This is a genomic window from Pseudomonas sp. RGB (assembly GCF_007713445.1).
In the GTDB taxonomy this organism is placed as follows: Bacteria; Pseudomonadota; Gammaproteobacteria; order Pseudomonadales; family Pseudomonadaceae; genus Aquipseudomonas.
In genome coordinates, this window is sequence record NZ_VMSH01000009.1 from 216,275 (window position 1) to 232,450 (window position 16,176).

At 62.9% G+C, this 16,176-nt stretch carries 16 protein-coding genes; 9 read left to right on the forward strand and 7 right to left on the reverse strand.

All coding sequences use genetic code 11. The features are described from left to right. Positions 1 to 116: 116 nt before the first annotated feature. The 7 genes from FPT15_RS20100 to FPT15_RS20130 all read right to left on the reverse strand — a co-directional run bounded on the left by FPT15_RS20100 (position 117) and on the right by FPT15_RS20130 (position 7,300). Positions 117 to 455, reverse strand: coding sequence for a Na+/H+ antiporter subunit G (locus FPT15_RS20100; protein WP_145164022.1), 339 nt, complete (start codon positions 453 to 455; stop codon positions 117 to 119). Then, complete coding sequence (locus tag FPT15_RS20105) at positions 452 to 730, reverse strand: K+/H+ antiporter subunit F (protein ID WP_106578792.1); 279 nt, start codon at positions 728 to 730, stop codon at positions 452 to 454. The genes FPT15_RS20100 and FPT15_RS20105 overlap by 4 nt, the downstream gene beginning before the upstream one ends. Next, positions 727 to 1,215 carry a Na+/H+ antiporter subunit E gene (locus tag FPT15_RS20110; RefSeq protein WP_145164024.1) on the reverse strand — a complete coding sequence of 163 codons (489 nt, stop codon included), beginning with the start codon at positions 1,213 to 1,215 and terminating at the stop codon, positions 727 to 729. The genes FPT15_RS20105 and FPT15_RS20110 overlap by 4 nt, the downstream gene beginning before the upstream one ends. Then, positions 1,212 to 2,894 (reverse strand): monovalent cation/H+ antiporter subunit D, encoded by a 1,683-nt coding sequence (locus FPT15_RS20115; protein ID WP_145164026.1) that lies wholly within the window; start codon positions 2,892 to 2,894, stop codon positions 1,212 to 1,214. The genes FPT15_RS20110 and FPT15_RS20115 overlap by 4 nt, the downstream gene beginning before the upstream one ends. After that, entirely contained in the window at positions 2,891 to 3,235 is a 345-nt protein-coding gene (locus FPT15_RS20120; protein WP_007986256.1) for a Na+/H+ antiporter subunit C, read from the reverse strand. Before FPT15_RS20120 ends, FPT15_RS20115 begins: the two co-directional genes overlap by 4 nt. Then, positions 3,235 to 6,159, reverse strand: coding sequence for a monovalent cation/H+ antiporter subunit A (locus tag FPT15_RS20125; protein WP_145164028.1), 2,925 nt, complete (start codon positions 6,157 to 6,159; stop codon positions 3,235 to 3,237). The genes FPT15_RS20120 and FPT15_RS20125 overlap by 1 nt, the downstream gene beginning before the upstream one ends. Positions 6,160 to 6,370: 211 nt before the next feature. Next, positions 6,371 to 7,300 (reverse strand): DMT family transporter, encoded by a 930-nt coding sequence (locus FPT15_RS20130; protein WP_145164030.1) that lies wholly within the window; start codon positions 7,298 to 7,300, stop codon positions 6,371 to 6,373. A 92-nt stretch (positions 7,301 to 7,392) separates the two neighbouring features. On the opposite strand from FPT15_RS20130, the gene FPT15_RS20135 reads away from it, so the two are divergent. The 9 genes from FPT15_RS20135 to FPT15_RS20175 all read left to right on the forward strand — a co-directional run bounded on the left by FPT15_RS20135 (position 7,393) and on the right by FPT15_RS20175 (position 16,176). Then, on the forward strand, positions 7,393 to 7,956 hold the full coding sequence (locus FPT15_RS20135; protein WP_106578787.1) for a helix-turn-helix domain-containing protein: 564 nt from the start codon (positions 7,393 to 7,395) through the stop codon (positions 7,954 to 7,956). Between the two features lie 155 nt (positions 7,957 to 8,111). Next, the gene (locus FPT15_RS20140; RefSeq protein WP_145164032.1) at positions 8,112 to 9,308 is read left to right on the forward strand and encodes an SfnB family sulfur acquisition oxidoreductase; all 1,197 of its coding nucleotides are present in this window, start codon (positions 8,112 to 8,114) and stop codon (positions 9,306 to 9,308) included. A gap of 12 nt (positions 9,309 to 9,320) precedes the next feature. Further along, the gene (locus FPT15_RS20145; RefSeq protein ID WP_145164034.1) at positions 9,321 to 9,647 is read left to right on the forward strand and encodes an acyl-CoA dehydrogenase; all 327 of its coding nucleotides are present in this window, start codon (positions 9,321 to 9,323) and stop codon (positions 9,645 to 9,647) included. After that, positions 9,647 to 11,026 (forward strand): LLM class flavin-dependent oxidoreductase, encoded by a 1,380-nt coding sequence (locus FPT15_RS20150; protein WP_145164036.1) that lies wholly within the window; start codon positions 9,647 to 9,649, stop codon positions 11,024 to 11,026. Before FPT15_RS20145 ends, FPT15_RS20150 begins: the two co-directional genes overlap by 1 nt. Positions 11,027 to 11,209: 183 nt before the next feature. Then, positions 11,210 to 12,112, forward strand: coding sequence for an AMP-binding protein (locus tag FPT15_RS20155; RefSeq protein ID WP_145164038.1), 903 nt, complete (start codon positions 11,210 to 11,212; stop codon positions 12,110 to 12,112). Beyond that, positions 12,109 to 12,879, forward strand: a complete 771-nt coding sequence (locus FPT15_RS20160; RefSeq protein ID WP_145164039.1) for an ABC transporter ATP-binding protein — start codon at positions 12,109 to 12,111, stop codon at positions 12,877 to 12,879. The genes FPT15_RS20155 and FPT15_RS20160 overlap by 4 nt, the downstream gene beginning before the upstream one ends. Next, the gene (locus tag FPT15_RS20165; RefSeq protein ID WP_145164041.1) at positions 12,879 to 13,760 is read left to right on the forward strand and encodes a branched-chain amino acid ABC transporter permease; all 882 of its coding nucleotides are present in this window, start codon (positions 12,879 to 12,881) and stop codon (positions 13,758 to 13,760) included. The genes FPT15_RS20160 and FPT15_RS20165 overlap by 1 nt, the downstream gene beginning before the upstream one ends. Before the next feature lie 4 nt (positions 13,761 to 13,764). Next, positions 13,765 to 14,814: a branched-chain amino acid ABC transporter permease gene (locus tag FPT15_RS20170; protein ID WP_145164043.1), complete on the forward strand. Its 1,050-nt coding sequence runs from the start codon at positions 13,765 to 13,767 to the stop codon at positions 14,812 to 14,814. A 21-nt stretch (positions 14,815 to 14,835) separates the two neighbouring features. Beyond that, a complete protein-coding gene (locus FPT15_RS20175; protein ID WP_145164045.1) occupies positions 14,836 to 16,176 on the forward strand; it encodes an ABC transporter substrate-binding protein in 1,341 nt (446 codons plus the stop codon).

Here is a 16,176-nt window from a genome sequence, read left to right on the forward strand (position 1 = left end):
AATGTGGGAGCGGGCTTGCTCGCGAATGCGCAGTGTCAGTCAATACATGTGTGACTGATGTACCGCATTCGCGAGCAAGCCCGCTCCCACATGTTTTACTGTGTGCGCCTGGTCGATCAGCGGCGGCTGCTGACCTCGGCGGGCACATCGTCCCCGGCCATGCGCTTGCGGAACAGTGCAGTGCGAGCCAGCAGCAGCGTGGTCACCGGCACCGTGATCGACAGCAGAATCGGAATCAACCAGCCGTGCAGCACCGGCGCGGACTTGAGCACCGAAAAGTAGATGATCGACGCCAACGCCACACACCACGCACCCAATGTAGAGGCCAGCGCCGGCGGGTGCATGCGCTGGAAAAAGTCCTTCATACGCAGCAGACCGATCGCGCCGATCAGTGCGAATACGCTGCTCAGCACCAGCAATACCGCCACGCTGGCTTCAACCCATAACGGCATCATTCAATCACCTCGCCACGCAGCAGGAATTTCGCCAAAGCGAACGACCCGACAAAGCCAAACAGCGCAATCAGCAGCGCCGCTTCAAAGTAGGTGTCACTGGCGTAGCGGATGCCGAGTACCAGCATCATCAGCATCGCCAGGATGTACAGATAGTCCAGTGCCAGAACCCGGTCCTGTGCCGACGGGCCTTTGAACAGGCGCGCCAGTGTCAGCACCATGGCCAGCGAGAACAGGAACAGGCTGATCAGGATCGCGTTGGAGAGCAGGGCGCTCATTCGAAGATCTCCATCAGGGGCCGCTCGTAGGTGGTTTTGAAGTGCTCGATAAAGGGCGCTTCATCCTCAAGGTCGAACACGTGCAACAGCAGAATGCTGCGGTCCAGCGCCAGTTCCGACCAGACCGTGCCGGGTGTGACGCTGGTGATCATCGACAGTACGGCCAGGCCGTTGGCGTCGCGCAGGTCCAGCGGGATTTTGATAAAGCGCGAACGCGGCGCACGCGAGCCGCAGATCAGCACACCCCAGGCCACTTGCAGATTAGAGATGATCACGTCGCGGCCCACCACCAGAAACAGGCGCAGGATCACCCCGGGGCGGCGGATGCGGATCGGCAGCGGGCGCAGCGGCGCCATCAGCAGCGGGGCAAGAAAGCCCAGCAGCGCGCCGAGCAGCAGGTTGCCGGGGCTGACGGACAGGTTCAGCACCAGCCACAACAGCCACAACGCCAGCGATAACCAGGGGGCAGGGAACAGACGCTTCATGGCTGCACCTCCAGGGCGGCGGTCTTGGCTTCAGGGCTCGGCACCGGGCGCGTCGCCAAGACGGCCATCACGTAGTGTTCCGGGTTGTTCAGGCTTTCGGCGGTGGCCTGGGTGTAGCGCATCAACGGCTCGGCCTTGAAAGTCAGCAGGATGCTCAGGCCGAGCAGGAAGAAGATCGGCAGGCACTCGTAGCGGCGCAGCAGCGGAGAGGGGCGCTCTTCCGGCGTCCAGAAGCGCTGGATGCCCAGGCGGGCGAAGGCGATCAGCGACGCCAGGCCTGACAGGATCAGCAATGTCACCAAGCCCCAGGCGGCGGGGCGTATGGGTTCATCCACCGCATTCCCCAGCCCCAGCGGGTTGACCAGCGCGCTCAACAGGCTGAGCTTGCCGATAAAGCCAGACAGCGGCGGCATGCCGATAATCAGCAACGCGCAGGCAACAAAGCTCAAACCGAGAAAGGCCATGGTCCACGGAATCACCTGGCCGACCACGGCTTTTTGTTCATCGTCGAGGTTCACGCCGGGCCGTGGATGCAACGACTCCATGGCCTTGGGCAACGCATCGATTTCCTCGTCCAGCGGCAGGTCATTGGCCGAGCGCGAACGCTCGATCAGTTCGGCCAGCAGGAACAGCGCGCTCAATGCCAGCGTCGAGCTGACCAGATAGAACAGCGCCCCGGCCGTCAGGCTTGGCTGAGCAAAGCCCACGGCCGACAGCAGAATCCCGGCCGACACCAGAATGCTCAAGCTGGCCATGCGTTCCAGCCGCTGCGCCGCGACCATCGCCAATGCTGCGCAAATGATCGTCGCCATGCCGCCGTACACCAGCCAGTCGCCGCCAAACAGCGCCGAAGCACCGGCTTGCCCCGAAAACAGCAAGGTCCACAGGCGCAGCACGGTGTACACGCCTACTTTGGTCATGATCGCAAACATCGCCGCCACCGGCGCGCTGGCCGAGGAGTAGGCGGGCGCCAGCCAGAAGTTCAGTGGCCACATGCCGGCTTTGGCCAGGAACGCTGTTGCCAGAATTGCCGCGCCTGCGTGCAACAGGCCGCGATCGGCCTCTGGCACCAGCGGGATTTTCAGCGCCAGGTCAGCAAAATTCAGCGTGCCGGTGACGCCGTAGATCATCGCCGCGCCAATCAGGAACAGCGACGAGGCCAGCAGGTTGATCGCGATGTAATGCAGCCCCGACGACACCCGCGCACGGCCCGAGCCGTGCAGCATCAAACCATAGGACGCCGCCAGCAGCACTTCGAAGAAAACGAACAGGTTGAACAGGTCCGCCGTCAGGAAGGCGCCGTACAGGCCCATCATCTGGATCTGGAACAGCGCGTGGAAGCTGGTACCGGCGCGGTCCCAACGGGCCATGGCGAACAGCAGCGCGCTCACGCCGATAATCCCGGTGAGCACCAGCATCATCGCCGACAGTTGGTCCACCACCAGCACGATGCCGAACGGTACCTGCCAGTTGCCCGGCAGGTACACACCGATGGAGCCGGGGCCGCCTTGTTGTGTCCAGTACAGCAGCAGGACGGCGATGCCCAGGCCGATGATGCTGGAAAACAGGTTGATTTTTGCCTTCAGCGGACGGCGTTTTTCGCCGAGCATCAGCATCAGCGCGGCGGTCAGCAACGGCAGCAGGATCGGCGCGACGATCAGTTGATTGATCCACGTCATTCCTTGGGCTCCCGACCGTCTACATGGTCAGTGCCGGTCAGACCGCGGGAGGCCAGCAGCACCACCAGAAACAGCGCGGTCATGGCGAAGCTGATCACGATCGCCGTCAGTACCAGCGCCTGGGGCAGGGGATCGGTGTAGTGCAGCAGGTCTTGCGGCACGCCGTCCTTGATGATCGGCTCCTTGCCGATAAACAGGCTGCCCATGCTGAAAATGAACAGGTTGACCCCGTACGACAGCAGGCACAGGCCCATCACCACCTGGAACGTCCGTGGCCGCAGGATCAGCCAGACGCCGGAGGCCGCCAGGACCCCAATGGCAATTGCGATGACTTCTTCCATCAGGCGGCTCCTTGCGTTGCGGCAACCACTTTTTTGGCCTGGTTGCTCGGTTTGTGGGCCCGCACGGACTGGTGGCCGAGGGCGGTGAGCATCAGCAGCGTGGAACCGACGACCATGGCGTACACGCCGACGTCGAAGAACAGGGCGCTGGCGATATGGATATCGCCGAGCACCGGCACGCTGAAATGCCAGGTGTGGGTGGTGAGGAACGGGTAACCGGCAAACAGCGCGCCGAGCCCGGTCAGGGTGGCCGAAAGCAGGCCAAAACCCATCCAGCGCATTGGCCGCAGGCTCATCTGCGCCTCAACCCACTGCGTACCGGCAACCATGTATTGCAGGATGAACGCTACCGACATCACCAGGCCTGCGACAAAGCCGCCGCCCGGCTGGTTATGACCGCGCATGAACAGGTAGAACGACACCACCAGCGCAATTGGCAGCAGCAGGCGCACCAGCACCGCCGGCACCATCATGAAGCCCAGCGCGGTGTCGCTGGCCTGGCGCGGGTTGACCAGGTCGGTGGCCACGTCCGGCGCCAACTGGCGCTGTTGCGCGGGCAGTTGCATGCTTTCTTTGGACGGACGGAAGCGCCGCAGCAGGGCATACACCGTCAGCGCCACGGCGCCGAGCACGGTGATTTCGCCGAGGGTGTCGAAGCCACGGAAGTCGACGAGCATCACGTTCACGACGTTGCTGCCGCCGCCTTCGGGCAGGGCGCGGCTGAGGTAGAACGAGGAGATATCGTTGGGCGTCTGGCGGGTCAGCATCGCGTAGGACAGCAGCGCCATGCCGCCGCCGACCACGGTGGACAGCAGGAAGTCACGCAGGCGGCGAATGCGCGCCTTGCGCAACGAGCTGGGCAATGGCGACACTTCTTCGATCCGCCGTGGCAGCCAGCGCAGGCCCAGCAGAATCAGCACGGTGGTCACCACTTCGACGACCAGCTGCGTCAACGCCAGGTCCGGCGCCGAGAACCACACGAAGGTGATGCAGGTCATCAAGCCGCACACGCTGACCATGGTCAGGGCTGCCAGCCGGTGATACTTGGCTTGCCACGCGGCGCCGAGGGCGCAGGCAATCGCCAGCAGCCACAGGGTCACAAACACAATGGAGCCCGGGATCTTCGGCCGGTCGCCCCAGCTGAGGCCGCTGTTGAGCATCGGGATCAAACCTGCAATCACCGCTGCCGTCACCAGCAGGAACAGCTGGGTCTGCAGGCGTTTGGTGCTGATGCGTTTTTCGATCCGGCGCACGCCGCGCATCATCACCACCAGGCTGCGCTCGAACATACGCTTGCCGTTGAAGTAGCTGATGACCGGCGGGTACTTGAAGCGGCCTCGCTTGAGCTGTTTGCGCAGCAGCAGGTAGAGCACCACGCCGCCGGACATCGCCACCAGGCTCATGATCATCGGCGCGTTCCAGCCGTGCCAGATCGCCAGGCTGTACTCGGGCAGCACACCACCGACCACCGGCAGGGCGGCAGCGGCGAGAATCGAGCCGACCACCTGGGCCGGGAAGATGCCCACCAGCAGGCAGGTGAACACCAGCAGTTCCACCGGCGCGCGCATCCAGCGCGGCGGTTCGTGGGGCGTGTGCGGCAAATCGGTGGCGGGCGGGCCGAAGAACACATCGACGGTAAAGCGCAGCGCATAGGCGACGCTGAAAGTGCCGGCGATGGTTGCAATCATCGGCAGGGCAATTTCCACCCAGGCGGTCGCCGAGATAAATACCGTTTCAGCGAAGAACATCTCTTTGGACAGGAAGCCATTGAGCAACGGCACCCCGGCCATCGACGCACTGGCCACCATCGCCAGGGTCGCGGTAAACGGGATCAGGCGCACCAGACCGCTGAGCTTGCGAATATCACGGGTGCCGCTTTCGTGGTCGATGATGCCCGCCGCCATGAACAGGGAGGCCTTGAAGGTGGCGTGGTTGAGGATATGGAACACCGCAGCGACGGCGGCCAGCGGGCTGTTGAGGCCCAGCAGCAGGGTGATCAGCCCGAGGTGGCTGATGGTGGAGTAGGCCAGCAGGCCCTTGAGATCGTTTTGAAACATGGCGCAGTAAGCGCCGAGGAGGAGGGTGATGGCGCCGGCACCGCCGACGATCCAGAACCATTCTTCGCTGCCGGACAGCGACGGCCACAGGCGGGCCAGCAGGAACACGCCGGCTTTCACCATCGTCGCCGAGTGCAGGTACGCCGAAACCGGCGTCGGTGCCGCCATCGCGTGGGGCAGCCAGAAGTGGAAGGGGAACTGTGCGCTTTTGCTCAGGGCGCCGATCAGCACCAGGGCGAGCATGACCGGGTACAGCGAGTGCGCGCGAATCTGATCGCCCGCTGCCAGCACCTGGTCCAGGTCATAGCTGCCCACGATATGCCCCAGCAGCATTACGCCGGCCAACAGGCACAGGCCGCCCGCGCCGGTGACCATCAGCGCCATATAGGCGCCGCGCCGGGCATCGGCGCGGTGGTGCCAATAGCCGATCAACAGGAACGAGAACAGGCTGGTCAGTTCCCAGAAGAACACGATCTGGATCAGGTTGCCGGAAATCACCAGCCCGAGCATGGCGCCCATGAAGGCCAGGAAAAACGCGAAGAAACGCGGCACCGGGTCGTCCGGCGACATGTAGTAGCGCGCATACAGCGACACCAGCGAGCCGATGCCCAGCACCAGCATCGAGAATAGCCAGGCGAACCCATCCATGCGCAGCACGAAGTTCAACCCAAGGCTGGGCAACCACATGAATTCTTCGCGGATCACGCCACCGTGGGCGATCTGAGGGTAGAGCAGGGCGACTTGAATGGTGCCGACCAAGGCCACGAGGCCAGCCAACAGGGATTCGGTGTTACGTGCATTGTGCGGCAGCAAGGCCGCCAGACAGCTGCCAATAAAAGGCAGAAGCAGTAGAACTATCAGGGACATAGGCTTCTAATCTGCGGGAGTTTGGGATGCATCATACGTGCCGCTTTGTCGATCACCAAACGGCAAGATGTGGCAGGATCCTACAAGGTAGGCTGAAAACCCCTGTTTCGCATTGTTTCAGCGGGCCCCTGTCCACCTGGCACCACCGCCCCCTGTGGGAGCCGGGCTTGCCCGCGATGGCGATCTGGCAGCCACCACAAGCCGTCAGACCTTACCCCTGCTGTTCCTGTTCCCTTTCATCCTGCAGTTCGATGGCCTTCTGCCCTTTAGTCTTCAGCTCACTCACAATCACTGCCGCCACAATCAACGCCGCCCCCACCATCGCGATCGGCGGGAAGCGCTCACCGGCCATCCGCCCGATCACGCCAGCCCACACCGGTTCACCGGCGTAGATCAAAGTGGCGCGTGTCGGCGAGACACTCTGCTGCGCCCAGTTCATCGCGACCTGGATCACCGCGCTGGTCAAGCCCAGGCCTACCGCGCTGAATACCAGCAACCACGAGAAACCTGGCAAGGGTTCCCCCATCGGCACCACCATCAGAAACGACAATAACGACGCCGTGGCCAGTTGCACCACGGTCACCCGGCGTACATCCACCTGCCCGGCAAACGCGCTGATCAGAATGATTTCGGCGGCCACCGCCACTGCACAGATCAGCGTGGCGATTTCGCCGGGGCTGAAGTTCAGCGACGCGCCGGCCGGGCCGGTGAGCAGCATCAAGCCGGTAAACGCCAGCATGATGCCGATGGCCGGCATCAGCCCTGGGCGGCGCCCCAGCACCAGCCATTGCAGCAGCGGCACGAATGGCACATACAGCGCGGTGATGAACGCCGACTGACTGCTCGGAATAGTCTGCAGCCCGATGGTCTGCATGCCGTAGCCGAACATGATCGAGGTGCCGATGAAGGCGCCGGCTTTCAGCTCAAACAAGGTCAGACCGCGCAGGGTGCGCAACGAAAAGAACCCAACCACGATGGCCGCTGCGGCAAACCGCAGACCCACGAAAAACATCGGTCCGCTGACCGTCATCGCATGTTGCACCAGCAAAAAGGTGCCGCCCCAGATCATGGTGATCACCACGAGAATGCATTCGGCTTTGCTGAAACGGTTGAAGCGTGAGGAAGGGCTCGGGGCAGTCATGGCGGCTCGGTCTTGCAAGGGAAAGGCACGGACCGCACAATGCGCCGCACGCTGGGCAGTATACTGCGCACACCTACGTATTGAGCAATATAGTGCACAAAGAAAATCCACATCGGGCGTCGGTCCTGCAACACGTCAGCCAGAACGTCCGTCGTTTGCGGCATGCTGCCGACATGAGCCAGACCGCGCTATCGGAAAAGTCCGGCGTCAGCCGGCGCATGCTGGTGGCCATCGAGGCGGGCGAGAAGAATGTCAGCCTGTCCACCCTGGACCGCGTCGCCGAAGCCCTGGATGTGGCCTTCAGCGACCTGATCCAGGCGCCGGATGCCGGCGACCACAGCCGCATCAACGAGCTGGCGTGGGCCGGCGACATTCCCGGCAGTAAAGCCGTGTTGCTGGCCAAGGCCACTGCCCGGCGCGAAGTGGAATTGTGGGAGATGCGCCTGGAACCGGGCGACCGTTACAGCCCGGAACCCGACCCGGAAGGTTGGAGCGTGCAGCTGTTTGTGTTCGAAGGCCGCCTGACCCTGATCCTCGATGACGAAGAAAAACACGTGGCCACCGGTGAGTTCTTCATGTTCGCCAGCCGCCAGGCCCACGGCTATCGCAATGATGGTGAGGTGGCGGTGCGCTTTGTGCGCAACGTGGTGATCTAACTGTCTGCCAGGCAACAGTGGATGGACACTTTGCTCGCCTGCACACGCAGGCGTTTGAAGATTTTAGCCGCAACACCCTGATTTTATTGGCGATTAGATTCAGGCACGACTCCTGCAATCACCCAGGTCATCTCACCGGAGCCTGGAGTCGGCCCATGTCAGCCCACCCTCAACAACCTGCCCATATCATTCGCTCGGACGCCGAGGCCATCGAGGTCGCCACGCGCCTGGCCGCACGCTTTGCCGTCGACGCCAGTGCACGCGACCGTGAGCGGCGCTTGCCGGTGGCCGAACTTGACGAGTTTTCTGCCAGCGGTTTGTGGGGCATCACCATTCCTAAAGCCTATGGCGGCGCCGAGGTGTCCTATGTGACGGTGGCCGAGGTGATCAAGTTGATTTCCGCCGCCGACCCATCGCTGGGGCAAATCCCGCAAAACCATTTGGGCGTGGTGGACATCCTGCTGCAAACCGCCACAGAGGAACAAAAGCGCCACTACTTCGGCAAGGTCCTGGCCGGTTATCGGTTCGGCAATGCCTTCTCCGAAGCCAAGAGCAAAAACGCCGGCACGTTTGATACCCAGATCCGTTTTGAGCACGACACCGCGCAAATCAACGGCGAGAAGTTCTACTGCACCGGCGCGCTGTTCGCGCATATCGTGCCCACCGTCGGCAACAATGAAAACGGCCAGGCCTATATCGCGTTCGTTGAGCGCGATGCGCCGGGGCTCACGGTGGTTGATAGCTGGGACGGCTTTGGCCAACGCACCACCGCCAGCGGCGCGGTGACACTCGACGGCGTGAGCGTGCCGCGCACCGCAGTGATCCCGGCTCACCTGGCCTTCGACCAACCCACCGCCAACGGCCCGATCTCGCAGATCATCCAGGCCGCCGTCGACACCGGCATCGCCCTTGGCGCGCTTGAACACGCCAAAATCCACGCCCGCCAGGCGCGCCCCTGGATCGACAGCCAACAGGAACACGGCTGGCAAGACCCATTCACCATCGCCGCGATTGGCGACCTGCAATGGCGCGTGCACGGCACCGAAGCCATTCTTGCCAAAGCCGGCAAGGCGGTCGACCTGGCCCTGGCCGAGCCGAACGAAGACACCGTGGCCCACGCCTCGCTGGTCGTCGCCCAGGCCAAAGTGCTGTCGGCCGAAACCGCCTTGCTCGCCAGCAGCAAACTCTTCGAACTCGCCGGCACTCGTTCGGTGACCGCCAAGCACAACCTCGACCGCTTCTGGCGCAATGCGCGCACCCACACCCTGCACGACCCGGCCCGCTGGAAATACCACCTGATCGGCAACTTCGTGCTCAACGGCGTGAAGCCCGCCCGCCACGCCTGGAACTGAGGAACCTGACCCATGACCGCACTGAATCACGCGCGCCAACTGCTGGAAAGCACCCGCCGCACGGTTGAGCGAAGCGATGACCCCTACGTGATCAGCCGCTTCGGCGATTGGCAGATCCGCGTCGATGTGGCCGCCGCCTTGCTTGAGCGCGCCGCCACCGACCCAAGCCCGGTGGCTCTCACCGAAGCGCAGATCGCCGCCGCCGAAGCGCTGATTTTCGCCAGCAATGCCGAGTTCGAACTCACCGGCCAGCGCACCGCGCTGCCGCCCAGCCTTGATGATCCGTTGCGCAGCAAATACCAGATTGTCGGCAACTACCACCTCAACGGAGCGCTTTGATGTCCCGTGAAATCCGCTTGAATGCCTTCGACATGAACTGCGTCGGCCACCAATCGCCCGGGCTGTGGGCGCACCCGCGTGACCGTTCGTGGCAGTACAAAGACCTGGAGTACTGGACCGACCTGGCCAAAATCCTCGAACGCGGCAAATTCGACGGGTTGTTTATCGCCGACGTGCTGGGTATTTACGACGTGTACAACGGCAACGGTGACGCGGCGATTCGCCAGGCGGCGCAGGTGCCCGTCAATGACCCGTTGTCGTTGATCGCGCCGATGGCACTGGTCACCGAACACCTGGGTTTCGGCCTGACCGCCTCGTTGTCGTTCGAGCACCCGTACCCGTTTGCCCGCAGGCTTTCCACCCTCGATCACCTGACCAAGGGGCGCGTCGGTTGGAACATCGTCACCTCGTACCTGGAAAGCGGCGCCAAGAACCTCGGCCAGAAAGCCCAGACCGAACACGACGCACGCTATGACTACGCCGAGGAATACCTGGAGGTTTGCTACAAGCTTTGGGAAGGCAGCTGGGAAGAGGGCGCGGTATTGCGTGATCGCGAGCGCCGAATTTTCAGCGACCCGAGCAAAATTCACGAAATCCGCCACGTTGGCAAACACTTCCAGGTGCCCGGTATTCATCTGTGCGAGCCGTCGCCGCAGCGCACGCCGGTGCTGTACCAGGCCGGTGCGTCCAGCCGTGGCAAGCAGTTCGCTGCCGAGCAGGCCGAGTGCGTGTTTGTCGCGGCGCCGTCCAAGGTGTTGCTGAAAAAGACCGTGGCCGATATCCGCCGCCGTGCCGCAGAAGCCGGGCGCGACCCGAAGAAAATCCTGATTTTCAACTTGCAGACGGTGATCGTCGGCGAGACCGACGCCAGGGCCAAGGCCAAGTTTGACGAGTACAAATCCTACGTCAGCTACGAAGGCGCGATGGCACTGATCTCTGGCTGGACCGGTATCGACTTCAGCCAGTTCAAACCCGATGAACCGCTCAAGCACGTGCACACCAACGCCATTCAGTCGGCGGTGGAGGCCTTCTCCACGGCGGACCCGAACAAAGTCTGGACGCCCAACGAACTGGCCGACTGGGTTGGCATTGGCGGCTTTGGCCCGTTGTTTGTCGGTGGCCCTGAAACCGTGGCCGACCTGCTGCAGGAATGGGTCGAGGAGACTGACGTGGACGGTTTCAATCTGGCCTATGCGCTGACCCACGAAACCTTTATCGACGCCGTGGACCTGTTGGTGCCGGAGCTGCAAAAGCGCGGCGTGTACAAGACCGAATACGCCCAGGGCACCTTGCGCGAGAAGTTGTTCGGCGATGGCGCACGGCTGGCGCCGAATCATCCGGGTGCCGGTTACAGAGATCTCAAGGCCAGCGCTCTATAACTGAACAAACCCAATCCATGTGGGAGCTGGCTTGCCTGCGATAGCGTCGGGTCAGCTGGAAATGTGCCGACTGACACACCGTTATCGCAGGCAAGCCAGCTCCCACAGTAGAACTGTATTGATCCAAATAACTCAGCCAGCGGACCACCGCACGCACATCACTTTAATAGGAGCATCACCCCTATGAGCGTGCACGAACTCAAACGTCCGCTGGGCCTGGAATGGCCCGCCGAACTGCTCGGCAACCTGTCCGAGCCTTTGGAACACCTGCGCCACTGGGCGCAAATCACGCCGTTGCAGACGGCCCTGCGCCACAAGCGCCAGGGCCAGTGGTATGCCTGGCGGTGGATTGACGCCTTGCGCGACGTCGAGCGCCTGGCCGATGGGTTGCGCCAGCATGGCTTTGGCGAGCAGTCGCGGCTGGCCCTCAGCGGCGCGTTCGAGCCGAACCTGCTGTTGTTGGCGTTGGCTGCGCAATCGGTCGGCGGGCAGGTGGTGACCCTGGCCGATGACCTCGAGCCCGAAGTCCTTTACCAACAGCTGTGGCGTATTCGCCCGACCCATTCGTATGTGCAGGACCGCCGGCAAGTGCGGCACTGGGCGTCTGCCAATCGACTGGATTTCGCCCAGTTGCTCGGCCCGCTGGACCCGGCGCAGCACTTGCAGCGCTGGTGGCAACCCTCTGGCGAAACCGCGTTGTGGAGCGAGGAGGGCACTCACTGGCAGGGCGGGTTGGCTGTGGTGCTGGAGCAGTGGCTCAACAGCGGCCATGGCCTGGCGTTTCCGGAAAACCTCGCCTCGGCCCGACGCGATCGCAGTGAAGTCGCTCCGACCGGCCTGCTGTTATCACCTGAGCGTTTGCACCACCTGGCCGACGACATCGAAAGCCGCCTCGCGCCCCACGGTACCTGGCGCCGACGCCTGTGCGACTGGGCCATCGCCCACCCGCAAAGTGGCCTGCGCCGCTTGCTGAAAAACCGCGTGCGCAGGCTGCTGGGCTTTCAGCGTCTGTCCTACATCTGGCAACCGCTTAAATCCAAGGCCGAGCCGACATGGCTGGCCGAATTCAAACGGGACATCGCATGAGCCAGGCCATTCTCCAGGTGCGCGACATCTCGTTGTCATTCAAGGGCGTCAAGGCGATCAATGCCTTGTCGTTTGACGTGCAGCGCGGCGAGATTTGCGCGCTGATCGGGCCAAATGGCGCCGGCAAGAGTTCGTTGCTCAACGTGCTTAACGGTGTGTACCGCTTTGACGCCGGCGAGATCGTCTTCGAGCAACAACACTTTCACCGCATCGACCCATTGGGCGCGGCGCGGCGGGGCATCGGCCGCACCTTCCAGAACAACGCGCTGTTCAAAAAAATGAGCGTGCTCGACAACATCCTCACCGGCCTGTCGCGGCATATGCGCAGCACCTTTATCGAACAGGCCCTGGGCTTGTCGCGCGCCCGGCGTGAGGCCGAGGCCTTCCGCCTGCGTGCCCAGGGCATCCTCGAATTCCTGGAGCTGCAAGCCCACCGCGACGTGCTGGTGGGCAACCTGTCCTACGGCCTGCAAAAACGCGTGGAGTTGGGCCGCGCGTTGATCGCAGGTCCCAGCCTGCTGCTGCTCGACGAACCCATGGCCGGGATGAACGCCGAAGAAAAACACGAAATGGCGCGCTTCGTCGCCGACGTGAACCGCGACCTGGGCACCACCGTGGTGTTGATCGAGCACGACATGGGCGTGGTCATGGGCCTGTCCGACCATGTGGTGGTGCTCGACTACGGGCGCAAGGTCGGCGACGGCACGCCCGCCGAGGTTCAGGCCAACCCCGAAGTGATCAGCGCCTACCTGAGAGTCGCACACTGATGACGTTCTTTTTCGAAACCCTGCTCGGCGGCTTGCTCGCCGGCACCCTGTACTCGCTGGTCGCCATCGGCTTCGTGCTGATCTACAAGGCCAGCGGCGTGTTTAATTTCGCCCAGGGCTCGATGCTGCTGTTCGCCGCGCTGACCTTTGTCAGCCTGCATGACCAAGGCGTGCCGTTCGCCCTGGCGCTGCTGCTGACGGTGATCGTGATGATCGTCGGCGCCTTGCTGATTGAGCGGCTGGTGTTGCGCCCGTTGGTGAACCGTTCGCAGATCACTCTGTTCATGGCCACGTTGGGCCTGTCGTTCATTATCGAAGGCCTGGCCCAGGGCTTGATGGGCTCGCAGGTGCGCGCGCTGGATTTGGGCATTGACGACGTGCCGCTGTTTGTCGGGCCACTGATGCTCAGCCAGTTTGATCTGATTGCCGCCGCGGCGGCGGTGGTGCTGGTCACGGTGTTGGCGTTGCTGTTCAACAAGACACGCATCGGTGTGTCGTTGCGCGCGGTGGCGGATGACACCACGGCGGCGCTGTCCATCGGCATCAACCTCAACCGTATCTGGCAGATCGTCTGGGCCGTGGCCGGTGTGGTCGGGCTGGTGGCGGGGCTGCTGTGGGGCGCGCGCCAAGGGGTGCAGTTTTCGCTGTCGCTGGTGGTGCTCAAGGCCTTGCCGGTGCTGATCATCGGCGGCTTCACCTCGATTGGCGGGGCGATTGTCGGCGGGCTGATTGTCGGCGCGGCGGAAAACCTCGCCGAGGTGTATATCGGCCCGCTGATCGGCGGCGGCATCACGCCGTGGTTCGCCTACGTACTGGCCCTGGCCTTCCTGTATATCCGTCCCGCCGGCCTGTTCGGCGAGCGCGCCATCGAGCGAGTCTGAACCCATGTCGATTCCTGTTGTTCAACAAACCGCACCGTTGGTGTTGATCCAGCGGCGCGTGCCCTGGGGCCTGATCGGCCTGTTGGCGCTGGCCTTTGTTGTCGTGCCGCTGTGGGGCAATGACTATTGGCTCAATGCAATCCTCGTCCCGTTTCTGGTGCTGTCGCTGGCCGGGCTGGGCTTGAACCTGCAGACCGGCTACACCGGGCAAACCTCGGTGGGCGCGGCCGGTTTCATGGCTGTCGGCGCGTTCGCCACCTACGGGTTTTTGCTGCGTCTGCCGGCGCTCGGTTTGCCGGTGGCGCTGCTCGGCGGTGGGGTGATCAGCGCGTTGGTGGGGCTGTTGTTCGGCCTGCCCAGTTCGCGGATCAAGGGTTTTTACCTGATGGTCACCACGTTGGCCGCGCAGTTTTTTCTGGAGTGGCTGTTCGTCAAATTCCCCTGGTTCTACAACTACGGCTCCTCCGGCACCATTTCTGCGCCGCAACTGGCGCTGTTCGGCCATGACCTCAACACGCCGCTGGGGCGTTACCTGCTGACGCTGGTCACGGTGTTGCTGCTGACCTGGACCGCCGTCAACCTGGTGCGCAGCCAGGTCGGCCGCAACTGGATGGCGATCCGCGACATGGACACCGCCGCCGCCGTGGTCGGTATCCCGGTGGTGCGCTACAAGCGCCTGGCGTTCGCCGTCAGTTCGTTCTACTTAGGCATTGCCGGTGCGCTGTGGGCCTTCGCTTACTTGGGCACGGCCAGCGCCAGCAGCTTTGATATCAACCGCTCGTTCCAGATCCTGTTCATCATCATTATCGGCGGCATGGGCAGCATTGCCGGCAACTTCGTCGGCGCGGCGTTTATCAGCCTGCTGCCGATTTTGCTCAGCCATGCCGGGCAGGCCTTGTTCGGCGGCTCGGTGGATGCGGGGCAATTGCAGAACCTGCAGAAAATCATCTTTGGCGTGTTGATCATCGTGTTCCTGATCAAGGAACCCGAGGGGTTGATTCGTCTGTTGCAGAACCTGCGTGACCGTCTGCGGCAATGGCCGCTGCGCTTCTAACATTCCCCAAGAGAATCCAATATGCGTGCAACCTTGAAACGTTCCCTGGTCGGCGCCGCCTTTGCGCTGGCCGCCTTGGCGGGCACTGTGCCCCAGGCGATGGCCTCGCCCGACCAGCAATTCATTCCCCTGGCCACCTACCGTGTGGGCGCGTACGCCTCCAGCGGCGTGCAGGTGTGGGCCGGGATGATCGACTACCTGCGTTATATCAATGAGGTCGAAGGCGGCATCAACGGCGTGAAACTGGTGTGGCAGGAATGCGAAACCGAGTGGACGGCGGAGAAGGGCATCGAGTGCTACGAGCGCTTCAAGAATGGCCTGGATGGCGCGCCGGTCGCGGTCTATCAACCCAATGGCGCCCCGGCGGCGTACGCGCTGAGTGAGCGTGCCGAGGTGGACAAGATCCCGCTGATCACCCTCGGTTACGGCCGTACCGAAGCCACCGACGGCACGGTGTTCCCGTACAACTTCCCGGTGATGCTGACCTTTTACAGCGAGGCCTCAACCCTGGTGAACTACATCGCCCAGCGCGAAGGCGGTTTCGACAAACTCAAGGGCAAGAAGATCGCCACGGTCTACCACGACTCGGCCTACGGGCGCGAAACCCTTGGCCCGCTGAAGTTGCTGGCAGAGAAATACGGCTTTGAAAATATCCAGATTCCGGTGGCTGATCCGGGCAATGAACAGTCGGCGCAATGGCGCCAGGTCCGTCAGGCGAACCCGGACTGGGTGTTCCTGCGCACCTGGGGCGTCTCCACGCCGGTAGCGGTGAAAACCGCCGCACGTTTTGGCTTCCCGGTCGACCATATCATCGGCGATATCTGGGCCAGCTCCAGCGAAGACGTGCTGCCTGCCGGCGCGTCCGCCAAAGGCTATCTGGCGCTGACGCCATACCCGGCCGGTGCCGACTTCGAGATCCACAAACGCCTCAAGCAGTACGTCCTCGACAAGGGCCACAGTGACCTCAAGGACCTGAAAAACTTCGGCAGCGTCTACTACAACTCCGGCCTGGTGAACGCCGCCGTGGCCGTGGAAGCGATCCGCACCGGCCAGGCCAAATTCGGCAAGCGCCCGCTCAACGGCGAAGAAGGCCGTTGGGGCCTGGAACACTTGAACATCGACGACGCGCGCTTGAAGGACATGGGCTACCTGGGCCTGATGCAGAACCTCAAATTGTCGTGCCGCGACCATGAAGGCGGCGGTTCGGCGCGGGTGCAGCAATGGGACGGCGCCAACTGGACGCTGATCAGCGACTGGATCGCCGCCGACCGCGCGTTGCTGCGCCCATTGATCGACGAAAAATCCGCCGCGTTCGCCAAGGAAAAAGGCCTGACGCCGCGCACCTGCACCGGGGATGAATAA